The organism is Actinomadura scrupuli, assembly GCF_050971785.1.
In the GTDB taxonomy this organism is placed as follows: Bacteria; Actinomycetota; Actinomycetes; order Streptosporangiales; family Streptosporangiaceae; genus Actinomadura_E; species Actinomadura_E scrupuli.
Window position 1 is genome coordinate 544,497 of the sequence record NZ_JBPCCU010000001.1, and the last position, 13,108, is coordinate 557,604.

Genomic DNA, 13,108 nt, shown 5'->3' on the forward strand with positions numbered 1-13,108 from the left:
AATACGCACGGTAATTGGAGGCGACGATTCTTGGGTGGTGGATGCGGAACTCGATTGAAACGGTATGGCGGTGGCCCGATGACACACGACCTGCGCATTTCTCTGCTCGCGACAAAGGCGGCTGCCGGCCTCGCTCGGACTCTCGCTGAGACCCGGCTGTACAAATGGGGCTTGATGGATATGTCAGGCGACGCGCTTCTGGTCATCACCGAACTCGTCACCAATGCGATCGCCGAGACGCCCCACCGTGAGATCCGGTTCCGGCTGGCCCGGGACGGCGCCGGGATCCTGATCGCCGTTTGGGACTCCAGCCCGCGACCTCCGGTGGCCCGGCCCGTCACCGAACCCACCCTGGAGACCCTCGACCTCCGCGAGGAGCACTGGGACGACAACGGCGGCTGGGGCCTCGCCCTGGTACAGGCCCTGTCCGCCGACTGCGGTTGCACCCCCGACCCGGCCGGCGGCAAATGGGCCTGGGCCCGCCTCAAGCCCTGACCCGCCCGCTCCAGGGTGGGCGCACGGTACACGTCACCGCGATCTGACTGACACCGGCGGCCGGCGCCAGGCAAAGATCAAGGGCCCGGTGGTGTCCACCGGGCCCCTGCGGATGAGCGGTCAGGTCACCGGGCCTGAGAAGGCCAGCCGGTGGCGAGACCGAGGAAGAGGCCGAGGAAGAGGCCGATGGCGACGATGATGCCGTCATGACCTCCGATGACCTCGGCGCCGATGACGATGACGCAAAGACCTGCTGCGAAGGTGCCGGGGGTCTCTGCGCCAATTCTTCCGCCGAGAAGGCGGAGGATGATGCTACCCAGGTAGGCGCCGCCCAGGGCGGCAAGGGCCGTGGCAATGATGCACACGAGGCTACCGATGTGCAGGTAGCCGGCACCGTGACCCTTGACTACGTAGGCGGTGCCTCCCACCATGCCACTGATGATGGTGGCTTGGAAAAACTTCATCTCGTTCCCCCAGGTTGTGTGAACGCCAGTGCTGAACCACAGGCATTGAGATCTACTGTCCCGAGGGCATCACGAGGCGCAGGGCGGTCCCGGCGATGCAGCCGACCGGTAGGTGGACGAGGCAGGCCGAACGTGCGGTCTCGGGGACCGACCGGCACGTGGCGCCGCAGTGCGGTCTCAGCAGGGTGGGAGGGGTCCCGGGCAGACGCCCTTGTCGCGGGCGAGGTCGCGCATGGCGCGCTCGGCCTGGGGGAGGGTCAGCGCCGCGGGCAGCGGGCCGGGGCGGTCGGCGCGGAAGGCTTCGAGCATGAGGGCGACCAGGCGCCGCCACGCGTGCGGCGCGGCCTGGTTGGTCGCCTGCACCACGCCCGCGTTGGCCAGGAACAGCAGGAGCAGGTCCTCGGGTACGAAGTCGTCGCGCAGCACCCCGGCGTCCTGGGCCCGGCGGACCAGGACGGCGAAGGCGGTCTGCGCGCGGTCCCGCTGAGCCTGAGCCGAGGTGCAGTTCAGGGTGAGCGTGATGACGTCGGTGAAGCCGCGATCGGCGGCCTGAAGCGCGCACATGTGCTCGACAAGGTCGCGGAAGCCGTCCCAGGGGTCGGCGGCTCGCAGGGCGCGTTCGGCCGCCTCGGCGTACTCGGCCAGCTTGTCGGCGAAGGCCGCCGCGATCAGGTCCTCCCGGCTGGGGAACCGGCGGTAGAGGGTGGCGATGCCGACCCCGGCACGCTCGGCGATCTCGTCGAGCGGCACCTCCAGGCCGCGCTCCGCGAACGCCTTCGCGGCGGCGTCCAGGATCCGCCGCCGGTTGCGCTCCGCATCGGCCCGGAGCGCCCGGTCGGCCGTCACGGCGGGCGGAGTATCTACCACGCGCTCACCCTAGCTCATCCGGAGAATATCCTCCGGCTAATTCGCAACCTGCCGACCGGGCGACGTGCGGGACAGCCCGGCCCGCCCAGTGGCGGCGGCTCTTGGACCAGGGTTAACACGTCCTGAACGGCCGGTTGACCAGGTCGAGTGTGGCGCAGCTAACCGTAGACTTTCCTCCGGTTGTGTTTTAGGGTCGCATTAACTGGAGGAAGATCTCCGGTTCTCGTCCCGGTGAGGACGTCCTGGTGAGGAAGGAGGGTGGCAGCGTGGCGACCCTCGTGTACGAGCGAGATGACACGGGCCTCGCGCACTGGCGTGTCGCCGACGAGCCCGCCCTCGCCCCGGCCCGGGAGCCGGCCTCGCCGCGCACCGGCCGGCGGGAGGTCCTGGCCTGGGCGGCCCCGCTGTTCGGCCTCGGTGGTGCCGGGCTGGCGGTGTGGACGGGCTATCTCGCCCTGAGCCTGCCGCCGCAGAGCCTCAGCCCGCACTACAACGTCGCCTGGGCCGGGTTCGACGCGCTGCTGGCGGTTCTCGTGCTCACCACCGCCTGGCTCGCCTATCGGCGCAGCCCCCTGGTCGCCTCGACCTCGGCGGCGACCGCCGCCCTGCTGGTCGCGGACGCGTGGTTCGACATCACCACGGCGGCTCCGGGCCGGCCGCTGCTGGCCGCCGTCCTGCTCGCCGCCTTCGTCGAGCTGCCCGCGGCCGCCCTGGCGCTCAAGGTCCACCGGACGGCCTCCAAACGAAAGTCCCCCTGACCGACACCCCCGTGAACCGCCGTTACCCCCGTACCGCTTCAGGCCTCGGGGGTGCGTACGGAGGTCACAGCCGCCCGGCGGCCTTGAGCCCCAGGTAGGCGTCGGCCAGGGCGGGGGCCAGCGCGTCGGGAGGCGCGTCCACGACCTCCACGCCGAACCTGCGGAGCTCCGCGGTGAGCCGGCGCCGTTCGGCACGGGCCCGCTCGGCCGCGGCCGCGTCGTACACCGCCGCCAGGTCGCCGCGGGCGGCGGCCATCTCGGTCACCCGGGGGTCGGAGACCGCCGCGATCATCACCAGGTGCCGGGAGGTGAGCTGGGGTAGCAGCGGCAGCAGGCCCTCCTCGATCGCGGCCGAGTTGAGCTCGGTCAGCAACACCACCAGGCAGCGCTGCCGTACCTTCGACATGATCGTCGAGACCATGCCGGCGGCGTCGGACTCGATCAGGGCGGGTTCCAGCGGCGCCATCGCCTGCACCATGGAGGTCAGCAGGTCGGTCCGGGAGGCGCCCTCGACGCGCGCCCGTACCTTCCGGTCGTAGGCCAGCAGGTCGACCCGGTCACCGGCCCGGGAGGCGAGGGCTCCGAGCAGCAGCGCCGCGTCCATCGAGCAGTCCAGCCGGGGGATGTCACCGACCCGGCCGGCCGCCGTGCGTCCGGTGTCCAGCACCAGGTAGATGCGCCGGTCCCGCTCCGGCCGCCAGGTCCGCACGACCACGTCGGCCCGGCGCGCGGTGGCCCGCCAGTCGATCGAGCGGACGTCGTCACCGTCGACGTACTCCCGCAGCGAGTCGAACTCGGTGCCCTGCCCGCGGATCAGCGCCACGTGGTTGCCGGTCAGCTCGCGCAGCTTCGCCAGCTTGCCCGGCAGGTGACGGCGGGACGGGAAGCCCGGGAGCACCCGCAGCGTCCACGGGGCCGGGCGGGAGAGCTGCCGGGCGGCCAGCCCCAGCGGCCCGGTCGACCGCACCGTGACGGCGGCGGGCCGCCGGTCGCCGCGCCGGGTCGGGACCAGGGTCAGGTCCACCCGGCGGCGCTCGCCCGCGGGGACGCTCAGCTTGACGTTGGCCGGCGTGCGGCGGAGGTCCGGGAGCCGGCCGGCGCGGGAGACGGCCATGCCCGCCGGCATCGCGCCGGCGCTCGGCGGCCAGGCGTCGCGCAGCCGCGCCTTCACCCGCCGCCGTCCCAGGTTCTCCACGATCAGCGACACGTGCGCGGTCTCGCCGAGCCGCACGCTGGTGTCCCCGGACCGGTGCAGCCGCAGCCGCCGGATGTTGCCGGCCAGCAGCAGGTCCACCGCCACGCCGGCGGCCAGCACGCCCTCCACCGCCAGCAGCGCCCACCAGTGCGGCACGAACAGCAGCACGATGGCGCCCAGCGCGGCCAGCAGCCCGGTCCGCCCCGTCAGCGCCATGCCCGGCCCCCCTCCAGTCCATGATCACGCAATCGTTCGGCGAACGATTGCATGATCACGGAGGAGGTGCTGGTCAGGGGCATGGGGCGGTTCACCTATCTCGGGGCGGGGACGGTGGTGAGCACGCCCTCGAGGACGCCGTCGGCGGTCGCGCCCTCGAGATCGGCCTCGGGACGCAGCTGGATGCGGTGCCGCAGCGTCGGCCGGGCCAGTGCCTTGACGTCGTCGGGCGTCACGTAGTCCCGGCCGGACAGCCACGCCCAGGCCCGCGAGGTGGCCAGCAGCGCGGTCGCTCCGCGAGGGGACACGCCCAGCTGCAGCGAGGGCGACTGGCGGGTGGCCCGGCACAGGTCGACGACGTAGCCCGCGACCTTCGGATCGACGTGCACCTTCCGTACGCCCTCGCGGCCGGCCGTGAGCTCCTGGGCGCCGGCCACGGGCTCGATGGCGGACAGGTCGCGCGGGTCGAAGCCGGTCGCGTGCCGCTGGAGCACGGAGATCTCGTCGTCCCGGCCGGGTACGGGCACGTTCAGCTTGACCAGGAAACGGTCGAGCTGGGCCTCCGGCAGCGGATAGGTGCCCTCGTACTCGATCGGGTTCTGCGTCGCGCAGACCATGAAGGGGTCCGGCAGCGGCCGGGGATGTCCCTCGACCGAGATCTGCCGCTCCTCCATCGCCTCCAGCAGCGACGCCTGCGTCTTCGGCGGCGTCCGGTTGATCTCGTCCGCCAGCAGCAGGTTGGTGAACGCCGGGCCTTCCCGGAACTCGAACTCCGAGGTGCGGTTGTCGTAGATGAGCGAGCCGGTCACGTCGCCGGGCATCAGGTCGGGCGTGAACTGCACCCGCTTGAAGTCCAATGCCAGCGACTGCGCCAGCGCACGGACCAGCAGTGTCTTGGCCGTGCCCGGCACGCCCTCCAGGAGGACATGGCCCCGGCAGAGCAGGGCGATGACCAGGCCGGTGATCACCGCGTCCTGCCCGACCACGGCCTTGGAGATCTCGCCGCGCAGCGCCGTCAGCGCCTTGCGGGCGGTCGCTCCGTCGCCGGTGTCCACCACGTCCGGCTGATAGTCCGCGCTCATGATTCCCCTCTTATGGCGCACGGCGATGAGGAACCGCCGTGCATGCTTGCGGCGATCACGACCCGAGGACCTGCCTCTCCAGATCGTCGAGGAGGTCGGAGAGCCCGACCAGCCCGGCGTCGTCCGCTGGTGCAGGACCGTACAGGGCGAAGCCGATGGTCGTCTCGTCCCATTGGCGAGGCCGGGTGCCCGGGACCGGACCGGTCGAGTACAGCCGCCCGGCGATCGCGGTGACGATCTCCTGGGCGGCGGCCGGATCCTGGGCCAGGCTGCGGGGCAGCCCGAGCCGGGGGACGAGCCGTTCGCGGGCGCCGGAACGCAGCGCGTCGGCGGCCCGGTCGCGGGCGTGCTGGGCACGGTAGAGGCGGGCCCGTCCCTCCACGGTCTCCGCCGACCGCACGATCACCGGCAGCGGCTCGGTGACGACCGGGCCCAGCCGCCGGGCGCGCCACAGCGCCACCAGCAGGAGGGCGATCATCAGTTGCAGGACGGCGAGCTTCACCCCGAACGGCACCAGGTCCTGGATCGACTTGTCCCCGCCGGCGCCCTGCTCGGGCAGGCCGGGGATCAGCCAGACGGCGTTCGGCCGGCCTCCGACGAGGTTCATGCCGAGAGCCGCGTTGCCCCGCTCGAGCAGCTGCCCGTTGGTGAGCGGCCCGCCGGAGCCGAGCACCGTGACCTGGCGGCCGCCGATCGCGAGCTGGACCAGCCGCGGGTGCTCCTCCTCGGGATAGCACGTGGTGGCCGACCCCGCCTGCGGGGTCACCTCGTACGTCATCGCGTAGTCGAAGCCGACGTCACCGGCCAGGGTCGCGGCGGTCAGCCCGCACGCCGGCGGCACGACGTTCTTGGCGGCCGGGCCGGCCTGCTCCACACCGGGTACGAGCGTCGCGAGCGCGGTCCGGGTGGGCTCGACCAGCAGCAGGTCCCCGGGCGTGGACCGCAGCGTCCGCAAATCGGGCTCGGTCAGCCGCTCCGCCCGGACGACCACCAGCACCGCGTCGGGCGTGGTGCGCATGCGGTCGGCCGCGTCGGCGGCGGACCGGGACACCGTCACCTGGGTCCCGTGCCCGCCGACGATCTGCGCGAGCGCCCTGGCGCCGTCGCGGCCGGCCGTCTCCGGGTCGAGGTACTGCGCCTGCACCCGGGGGCGGAGCGCCGCGAGCACCAGCCCAAGCAGGACCAGCACCAGCACGAAGAGCAGGATCCCCCGCCACCGCCGCCACCGGCGCGTCGCGATCTGGCCGGCGCTTGGCGGTTCCGCGGTCAGGGCCGGGCCGGGGTCGGTCAGCGTGGTGCTCACATCGGGCTCCAGGCGCTCGTGGACGCGGGCTCTCCCTGCTCCATGGGCCGGGGCTTGGCGGCCTGCACCCGCTCGTCCAGCCGCTTGAGCCGCGCGTAGCCCGCCTCGGTGCCGGGCCGGTCGCCGTACCAGACGTCGTCGAAGATCCGCACCCCCAGCATGAGCTCCTCGGCGTGCTCCGGCAGCGCCACCCCGGCCTCCGCCGCCAGCTCGTCGGCGGTACGGCCCGGCCGCGGATCGAGGATGACGCGCTCCTCCAGGCCCCGGGCGATGGCCCGCAGCCGCTCCCGGATGGCCTCCGCCCACTCCCCGGCGGCGGCGTGCCGCTCGGCCAGCGCCCGGTGGTCCCGGGCGGCGGAGGGCGTGCCCTCCAGCAGCGCCTCGCGTTCGGACTTGGTGTTGCGGCCGCCGCGCGCCCACCACAGGACCAGCCCCACCACGACCAGGATCAGCACCACGATCACGATCATCGCGAGGACGCCGCCGCCTCCACCGCCCGGCCCGGGGCCGTGCGTCTGCCGGAACAGTGAGTCGAGCCATTCGCCGACCCGGTCGAAGAACCTGTCCAGGACCGAGGGCTCGTCCCGGTGGTAGATGGGCTTGTCCAGCTCCCGGCGGGCGAGATCCCGTGCCTGGTCGCGGCCGATCGGGGCGGGCACCAGCGACGCCAGGCCCTGCCATGCGCCCGTCATCGCGAACCGTCGCTCTGCGCGCCGGGCCCGGCCGGTGGAACGGTGTCGTGCGGCGGCGTGCCCGCGGCGGGCGGCGCGGCCCCGTACGAGGGCGGGGGCCCATAGGGGGAGGACGGCTGCGTGGGGCCGTAGGCCGGGTCCGTCCCATGGGGCTGGGTCGGGCCGTACGGCTGCGCGGGCCCGTGCGGCTGGGTGGGGCCATATGGCTGGGTGGGACCGTACGGCGAGGCGGCTCCGTACGGCGGGGCGGCTCCGTACGGCGGGGCGGCCTGGGGCGGGGCGGGGCGCAGCAGCGGGGTGCCCCCGCGCGGCGGCCGGTGTCCCGAGCCGGGGCCGGTCACCAGCGGGCTGGGCCGCCACAGCTCCAGGAAGTCGTGGATCTCCAGGTCTTCGCGGGTCTGCAGCTCGAGGTCGAGCCCTTCCCGGCGCATCCTCAGGTCGATGTAGAGCAGGGCGATCACTCCGGCGTCGAAGGGGCCGATGAGCGACCAGCTCAGGATGCGGCCCACGGTGCTCACGGCCAGCGACAGCAGCTCCGCCCACCCGGTGGGGTCCTCGCCGAAGAGGATCCGGGTCAGCAGGAAGAAGGGCACCTGCGCGATCAGGCTTATGAAGATCGTGATCAGCAGGGTGAGCAGCAGGGTCCCGCAGACCCGCCACCAGCGGCGGCTCAGCAGCTGACGGGCCCGGCGGAACGCCTGCGGCACGGTCTGTCGTTCCATGACCACGGCGGGTGCGGCCAGCACGCACGTGACGTACAGCCACATCATCAGCACGAGGCCGACGGGGAAGCCGACGAGGCCGGCGAGCAGGGTCGGCCCGGCCGGGGCCCCGCCGGCCGCCAGCAGGATGAAGGGCACCACCGGGACGGTCATCGCGACCAGCGACAGGGTCATCGTGACCGTGGACACCAGGACCAGCCGGACCAGGCTCGGCTGGACGTCACGCCAGGCCTGGCGCAGCGTCCCCGGCAGGCCGAACAGCGTGCGCCCCAGCACCGGGGCGAGCATCCCGGCCAGCAGCAGGACGATGTAGGCGTTGAGCACCAGCCCGATGACGACCAGCAGCGACTGGGTACCGACCGACCGCACGAGGGGCCCCGGCGTGACCTCGTCGCTCGCCGAGCGGCCGACGAGGAAGTACGCCCCCAGCGTGAGGGTCACCTGGACGGCGCTCGTCAGGATCAGTGCCAGCCCGAGCACCGCCCGCGGATTGCGCCGGACACTGGTGATCGCGGCGTCGAGCGTCTCGGAGATCCCCAGCGGGCGCAGCGGGATGTCGCCGCCGAGCAGTTCGGAGCGGTCCGCCGCGAGCCGTACCGGAACGGGGCCCGGCTCCTGACCGGCGGGTTCGTGCAACGGCGATGGATCTTCGGGCACGCCCGAGCCAGGCGCCGCCCACGCCTGTAGACCCGCCATCGGTGCCCCCTGCCATGACTCGATCAGGTCATCCTGTCACGGTATGGGAAATGCCACCCTCAGGCGGTCAACTACGAATCCATGAAATACCCATCGACCGGACCCCTCCATGATCGTTTCTGGTCTGCGGCGTGCCCGCCCCTGGGCGAAGTGTCGTGACGAGTCCGCACCCGAGGTGGCGCCCCGTGTGCGAAGCACGACGTAGCGTATCCCCTTGTGTCGCAGATCACCGCGTTTTTGGGGGAAGTGGCCTGGAGAACCCCCATGTGCCCCGGTCAGCCAGACGAATAAGGGGCCAATCGAGGACATTGGGGCTTGGTCCCGCTTACAATCCGGCCCTTGGGTGTTTGTCACCTGGGTGCCGGTCTTCGCCTCGCTGCGGGCCAGATGGTCGGCAAACGCGGGTAGCCTCTAGCTCACCTGGCAGCTCCGCAGGTCTTTCGCTTCTACATGTAACGATGAGGGCCATGAGAGGACGAGTACTGGTCGTCGATGACGACCTCGCTCTCGCCGAGATGCTCGGCATCGTCCTGCGGGGCGAGGGCTTCGAGCCGTCGTTCGTGCACGACGGCGACAAGGCGCTCGAGGCGTTCCGGGAGACCCGGCCCGACCTCGTGCTGCTCGATCTCATGCTGCCCGGCGCCGACGGCATCGACGTATGCCGTCAGATCCGCGCCGAGTCCGGCATCCCGATCGTCATGCTCACGGCGAAGAGTGACACCGTCGACGTCGTCCTCGGCCTGGAATCCGGTGCCGACGACTACATCGTCAAACCGTTCAAACCCAAGGAGCTGGTCGCCCGCGTGCGGGCCAGGCTCCGCCGCACCGACGAGCCCGCCCCCGAGACGCTCACGATCGGCGACATCACGATCGACGTCGCCGGGCACTCGGTGAAGCGGCTGGACAAGCACATCCCGCTGACGCCGCTGGAGTTCGACCTGCTGGTGGCACTGGCCCGCAAACCACGCCAGGTCTTCACCCGGGAGGTCCTCCTGGAGCAGGTCTGGGGCTACCGGCACGCGGCCGACACCCGGCTGGTCAACGTGCACGTCCAGCGGTTGCGGGCGAAGATCGAGAAGGACCCCGAGCACCCCGAGATCGTGGTCACCGTACGCGGGGTCGGCTACAAGGCCGGCCCGGCCTGACCTGAGGCCAGGCACCCCCTGAAAGGCCCGGCCGTGAAGGCGTGGAAGAGACGCGTCCGCCGCGCACTCGGTACGCTGCGCCGCGTACTGCGCGGTGGGCTGCGCCGGGCGTACACCCGCTGGCGCCGTTCCATCCAGGTCCGGATCGTGACCACGACGCTGGTCATCTCGGCGGTGGCGGTGGCCCTGCTCGGCGTCTTCCTCATGCAGCAGATCACCACGGCCCTGCTCGACGCCAAGGAAAAGACGGCGGTGCTCCAGCTCGACGAGGGCCTGGGCATCGCCCAGTCCGAGCTGTCCCGGGCGGGCGTCGGCGACACCGAGACCAAGCTCGAGGACATCGCCAACCAGCTCAAGGCGCGCAGCGGGACGTTCGGCCTCTACGAGGTCTACATCCGCGACACCGACGACACCATGTCCGGCGGCTTCGCGACCAACGAGCTGCGCAGCGAGAGCATTCCGCAACGGCTCCGCGATCAGCTCGAGAAGGACGTCAACGGCACCCAGGAGCGCACCTACGGCGAGCTGAGCTACATCGGGCACGACCCGGTGGCGGGCCTGATCGTCGGCGCCCGGGTGGGCCGGTTCGAGCTCTACTACCTGTTCCCGCTGACCCAGGAGCAGCAGACCATCACCGAGGTGCAGCGCACCCTGGTCGGGGTCAGCGCCGGGCTGGTGCTGCTGCTGGCCGCCATCGCCTCCCTGGTCACCCGGCAGGTGGTGATCCCGGTACGGCTCGCCGCGCAGGCCGCCGAGCGGCTGGCCGCCGGACGGCTCGAGGAGCGGATGAAGGTCCGCGGCGAGGACGATCTGGCCCTGCTGGCCGCCTCGTTCAACGGGATGGCCGCGACCCTGCAGGAGAAGCTCGCGGCGCTGGAGGGGCTGTCCCAGGTGCAGCGGCTGTTCGTCTCCGACGTCTCGCACGAGCTGCGCACCCCGCTGACCACGATCCGGATCGCCGCGGACATGCTCTACGAGCACCGTGAGGACTTCGAGGCGTCGGTGAACCGGTCGGCGGAGCTGCTGCAGAGCCAGCTGGAGAGGTTCGAGTCGCTGCTCGCCGACCTGCTGGAGATCAGCCGGCACGACGCGGGCGCGGCGACGCTGGACGCCGAGTCGGTGGACCTGCGCGACCTCGTGCTGCGCGCCGTCGGCGACACCGAGGACCTGGCCGAGCGCAAGGGCAGCAAGCTGCTCCTCCAGCTCCCCGGAGAGCCCTGCATGGCCGAGGTGGACCGCCGCCGGGTGGAACGCATCCTGCGGAACCTCCTGGTCAACGCGGTCGAGCACGGTGAGGGCGAGGACCTGGTGGTGACCGTGGCCGCCGACCGGGACGCGGTGGCGGTGGCGGTGCGCGACCACGGGGTGGGGCTCAAGCCGGGGGAGGCGCAGATGGTCTTCGACCGCTTCTGGCGGGCCGATCCGGCCCGGGCCCGCACCACCGGCGGCACCGGCCTCGGGCTGTCCATCTCCCGGGAGGACGCCCAGCTGCACGGCGGCTGGCTGCAGGCCTGGGGCGAGCCGGGCGTGGGCTCGCAGTTCCGGCTGTCGCTGCCCCGGGTGGCCGGGGAGGAGCTGCGCGGCTCGCCGCTCCCGCTCGTACCGCCCGACGTCGAGCTGACCCGCGCTCCCTTCGCAGGACTGGAGCTGGGCGAATGAGGGGCACCCGGGCACCGGCCCGGCTGATCGTGGTGGTGGCGGTGCTGGTGACCGCCGGATGCGCGACGGTGCCGACCGGCGGACGCGTGGTCACCGGCCGGCCCGCCCAGCGCGCCGAGCCGATCGACGACCCGTACGTACGAATGGTCCCGGTCGCGCCCGGCAAGGACTGGGCGCCGGACCGGATCGTCGAGGGCTTCCTGGCCGCCTCGGCCGGCTTCGACGACCAGCACGAGGTGGCGCGGCAGTACCTCGCCCCCGGCGTGGTGTGGCAGCCGGACCCGCGGCCGGTGGTGACCGTGTACGACAAGCAGACCGACGTGCTGGCCACCAGCAAGCCCGACGACCCCTCCGGCATGGTCAGCGTGCGCGGCTCCCAGCTCGGCCGGATCGGCTCGGACGGTCAGTACGAAGCCGACGCCAGGCCGCTGGAGCAGACCTTCCGGCTGGCCAAGAACGCCCAGGGACAGTGGCGGATCAGTGAGCTGCCGGAGCGGCTGACCAACAGCCTGCTGCTCAGCTCGCGGGACGTCGCCCGGGCCTTCCGGACCCGCAATCTCTACTTCTTCGCGCCCGACGCCAAGGTCCTGGTGCCCAACCCGGTGTTCCTGCCGCTGGTGATCCGGCGGGACCTGCCCGCCCAGATCGTGGTGGCCGAGCTCAACGGCCCGACCGCGTGGCTCTCCCGTGCCGTCACGACCTGGTTCCCCACCGGCACCCGGCTGCTCGGCGGGGTCGACGTCACCGACGGGATCGCCACGGTCAACCTCAGCAAGGAGGCCGAGAAGGGCAACCGGCAGGGCATGTCGGCGCAGCTGATGTGGGCGCTCAAGCAGCTGTCCGAGGTCAAGGGCATGCGGTTGCAGATCGACGGCAAGACCGTCAACCCCGGCCTCCCGGACGCGACCCAGTCGCCCCGCGACTGGGCGCGCAACGACCCCGACTCCACCGCGGGGGAGACCTCCCAGCCGGTCTACCTGCGCGATCCCGAGGGGCGCCTGGAGGAGCTCGCCGGGAACAAGACGGGCAAGGTGCTGCCGCTGTCGCGGGTCCGGATGTTCGAGCCGGCGGTCTCGCTGGACGCCCACCAGGTCGCCGGGCTCACCAAGACGCGCAACGGCGTGCTGATGGGCGACCTGACCTCGGGCCCGTCGATCCAGCGGGTCCTCACCTCCCGGCAGCCGGGATCCACCTTCACCCAGCCGTCCTGGGACCGGCTGGGCAACCTGTGGGTGGTCGAGACGACCAACGACCACTCCTGGCTGTGGATCAAGGAGCCGGGCAAGCCCCCGGTGCGGGTCGACCACTGGGATCTGGGCGCCTCCAAGGTGCTCGCGCTGCGGGTCGCCCGCGACGGCGTACGGGTGGCGGCGATCGTCCAGGCGGACCGGCACGCCCAGATCCACCTGGGCCGGATCGCGGGGTACGGCAGCGGCAGCCTCACCGCGGACAACTTCCTGCCCATCAGCTCCGACGTGGACGCGATCGACCTGGCCTGGGCCGACGCCGACGAGCTCGCGGTGCTCGGCCGGACCGACCAGGCCGGCCAGGCCCTGCCCTACACCGTCCCGGTCAGTGGCGGATCGAGCCGCCCGATCGGCACCGGCACCCAGGGCAACATGCGCACCATCACCGCCGCGCCCAACTCCCCGGTGCTCGTCAGCGGCCCGGTGACCGGCAAGGACTCCACCGCCGACCAGGTGTGCCGGCTGCACGACCCCGACGACCGGCTGTTCAGCCAGTGGGACTGCCCGATCGCCGGAGCGGATCCGGCCTACCCCGGATAGCCGGGGAGTTCTCCACAGGCTGTGGAG

General features: G+C 72.2%; 12 protein-coding genes. 5 read left to right on the forward strand and 7 right to left on the reverse strand.

The features are described 5' to 3' along the window. Window positions 1-78: 78 nt before the first annotated feature. Complete coding sequence (locus tag ACRYCC_RS02535; RefSeq protein WP_433808232.1) at window positions 79-495, forward strand: ATP-binding protein; 417 nt, start codon at window positions 79-81, stop codon at window positions 493-495. A 125-nt stretch (window positions 496-620) separates the two neighbouring features. Here the strand turns inward: ACRYCC_RS02535 and ACRYCC_RS02540 are convergent, their stop codons facing one another. Continuing rightward, window positions 621-959: a hypothetical protein gene (locus tag ACRYCC_RS02540; RefSeq protein WP_433808234.1), complete on the reverse strand. Its 339-nt coding sequence runs from the start codon at window positions 957-959 to the stop codon at window positions 621-623. Window positions 960-1,136: 177 nt separating this feature from the next. Continuing rightward, window positions 1,137-1,826 carry a TetR/AcrR family transcriptional regulator gene (locus ACRYCC_RS02545; protein WP_433808236.1) on the reverse strand — a complete coding sequence of 230 codons (690 nt, stop codon included), beginning with the start codon at window positions 1,824-1,826 and terminating at the stop codon, window positions 1,137-1,139. 266 nt (window positions 1,827-2,092) lie between these two features. Between ACRYCC_RS02545 and ACRYCC_RS02550 the strand changes: the two genes are divergently transcribed. Then, window positions 2,093-2,584 carry a hypothetical protein gene (locus ACRYCC_RS02550; protein ID WP_433808238.1) on the forward strand — a complete coding sequence of 164 codons (492 nt, stop codon included), beginning with the start codon at window positions 2,093-2,095 and terminating at the stop codon, window positions 2,582-2,584. 64 nt (window positions 2,585-2,648) lie between these two features. Here the strand turns inward: ACRYCC_RS02550 and ACRYCC_RS02555 are convergent, their stop codons facing one another. The 5 genes from ACRYCC_RS02555 to ACRYCC_RS02575 form a co-directional block, all read right to left on the reverse strand. Continuing rightward, entirely contained in the window at window positions 2,649-3,995 is a 1,347-nt protein-coding gene (locus ACRYCC_RS02555; protein ID WP_433808240.1) for a DUF58 domain-containing protein, read from the reverse strand. A 95-nt stretch (window positions 3,996-4,090) separates the two neighbouring features. After that, window positions 4,091-5,077 carry an AAA family ATPase gene (locus ACRYCC_RS02560; protein ID WP_433808242.1) on the reverse strand — a complete coding sequence of 329 codons (987 nt, stop codon included), beginning with the start codon at window positions 5,075-5,077 and terminating at the stop codon, window positions 4,091-4,093. A 55-nt stretch (window positions 5,078-5,132) separates the two neighbouring features. Continuing rightward, window positions 5,133-6,380 carry a DUF4350 domain-containing protein gene (locus ACRYCC_RS02565; protein ID WP_433808244.1) on the reverse strand — a complete coding sequence of 416 codons (1,248 nt, stop codon included), beginning with the start codon at window positions 6,378-6,380 and terminating at the stop codon, window positions 5,133-5,135. After that, complete coding sequence (locus ACRYCC_RS02570; RefSeq protein ID WP_433808246.1) at window positions 6,377-7,072, reverse strand: DUF4129 domain-containing protein; 696 nt, start codon at window positions 7,070-7,072, stop codon at window positions 6,377-6,379. Before ACRYCC_RS02570 ends, ACRYCC_RS02565 begins: the two co-directional genes overlap by 4 nt. Further along, window positions 7,069-8,430, reverse strand: coding sequence for a DUF7847 domain-containing protein (locus tag ACRYCC_RS02575; protein WP_433808248.1), 1,362 nt, complete (start codon window positions 8,428-8,430; stop codon window positions 7,069-7,071). The genes ACRYCC_RS02570 and ACRYCC_RS02575 overlap by 4 nt, the downstream gene beginning before the upstream one ends. A 527-nt stretch (window positions 8,431-8,957) precedes the next feature. Here ACRYCC_RS02575 and mtrA point away from each other — a divergent pair. From mtrA to ACRYCC_RS02590, 3 genes are read left to right on the forward strand one after another with little or no spacing between them, the layout of a single operon-like run. Continuing rightward, complete coding sequence (gene mtrA / locus ACRYCC_RS02580; RefSeq protein ID WP_433808250.1) at window positions 8,958-9,635, forward strand: MtrAB system response regulator MtrA; 678 nt, start codon at window positions 8,958-8,960, stop codon at window positions 9,633-9,635. Window positions 9,636-9,668: 33 nt separating this feature from the next. Next, complete coding sequence (gene mtrB / locus ACRYCC_RS02585) at window positions 9,669-11,294, forward strand: MtrAB system histidine kinase MtrB (protein ID WP_433808252.1); 1,626 nt, start codon at window positions 9,669-9,671, stop codon at window positions 11,292-11,294. Next, entirely contained in the window at window positions 11,291-13,081 is a 1,791-nt protein-coding gene (locus tag ACRYCC_RS02590) for an LpqB family beta-propeller domain-containing protein (protein WP_433808254.1), read from the forward strand. The genes mtrB and ACRYCC_RS02590 overlap by 4 nt, the downstream gene beginning before the upstream one ends. Window positions 13,082-13,108 lie beyond the last annotated feature (27 nt).

Coding starts and splice junctions, on each gene's coding strand:
- ACRYCC_RS02535 (WP_433808232.1), top strand. CDS start 79: ATGACACACGACCTGCGCATTTCTCTGCTCGCGACAAAGGCGGCTGCC.
- ACRYCC_RS02540 (WP_433808234.1), bottom strand. CDS start 959: ATGAAGTTTTTCCAAGCCACCATCATCAGTGGCATGGTGGGAGGCACC.
- ACRYCC_RS02555 (WP_433808240.1), bottom strand. CDS start 3,995: ATGGCGCTGACGGGGCGGACCGGGCTGCTGGCCGCGCTGGGCGCCATC.
- ACRYCC_RS02560 (WP_433808242.1), bottom strand. CDS start 5,077: ATGAGCGCGGACTATCAGCCGGACGTGGTGGACACCGGCGACGGAGCG.
- ACRYCC_RS02570 (WP_433808246.1), bottom strand. CDS start 7,072: ATGACGGGCGCATGGCAGGGCCTGGCGTCGCTGGTGCCCGCCCCGATC.
- mtrA (WP_433808250.1), top strand. CDS start 8,958: ATGAGAGGACGAGTACTGGTCGTCGATGACGACCTCGCTCTCGCCGAG.
- ACRYCC_RS02590 (WP_433808254.1), top strand. CDS start 11,291: ATGAGGGGCACCCGGGCACCGGCCCGGCTGATCGTGGTGGTGGCGGTG.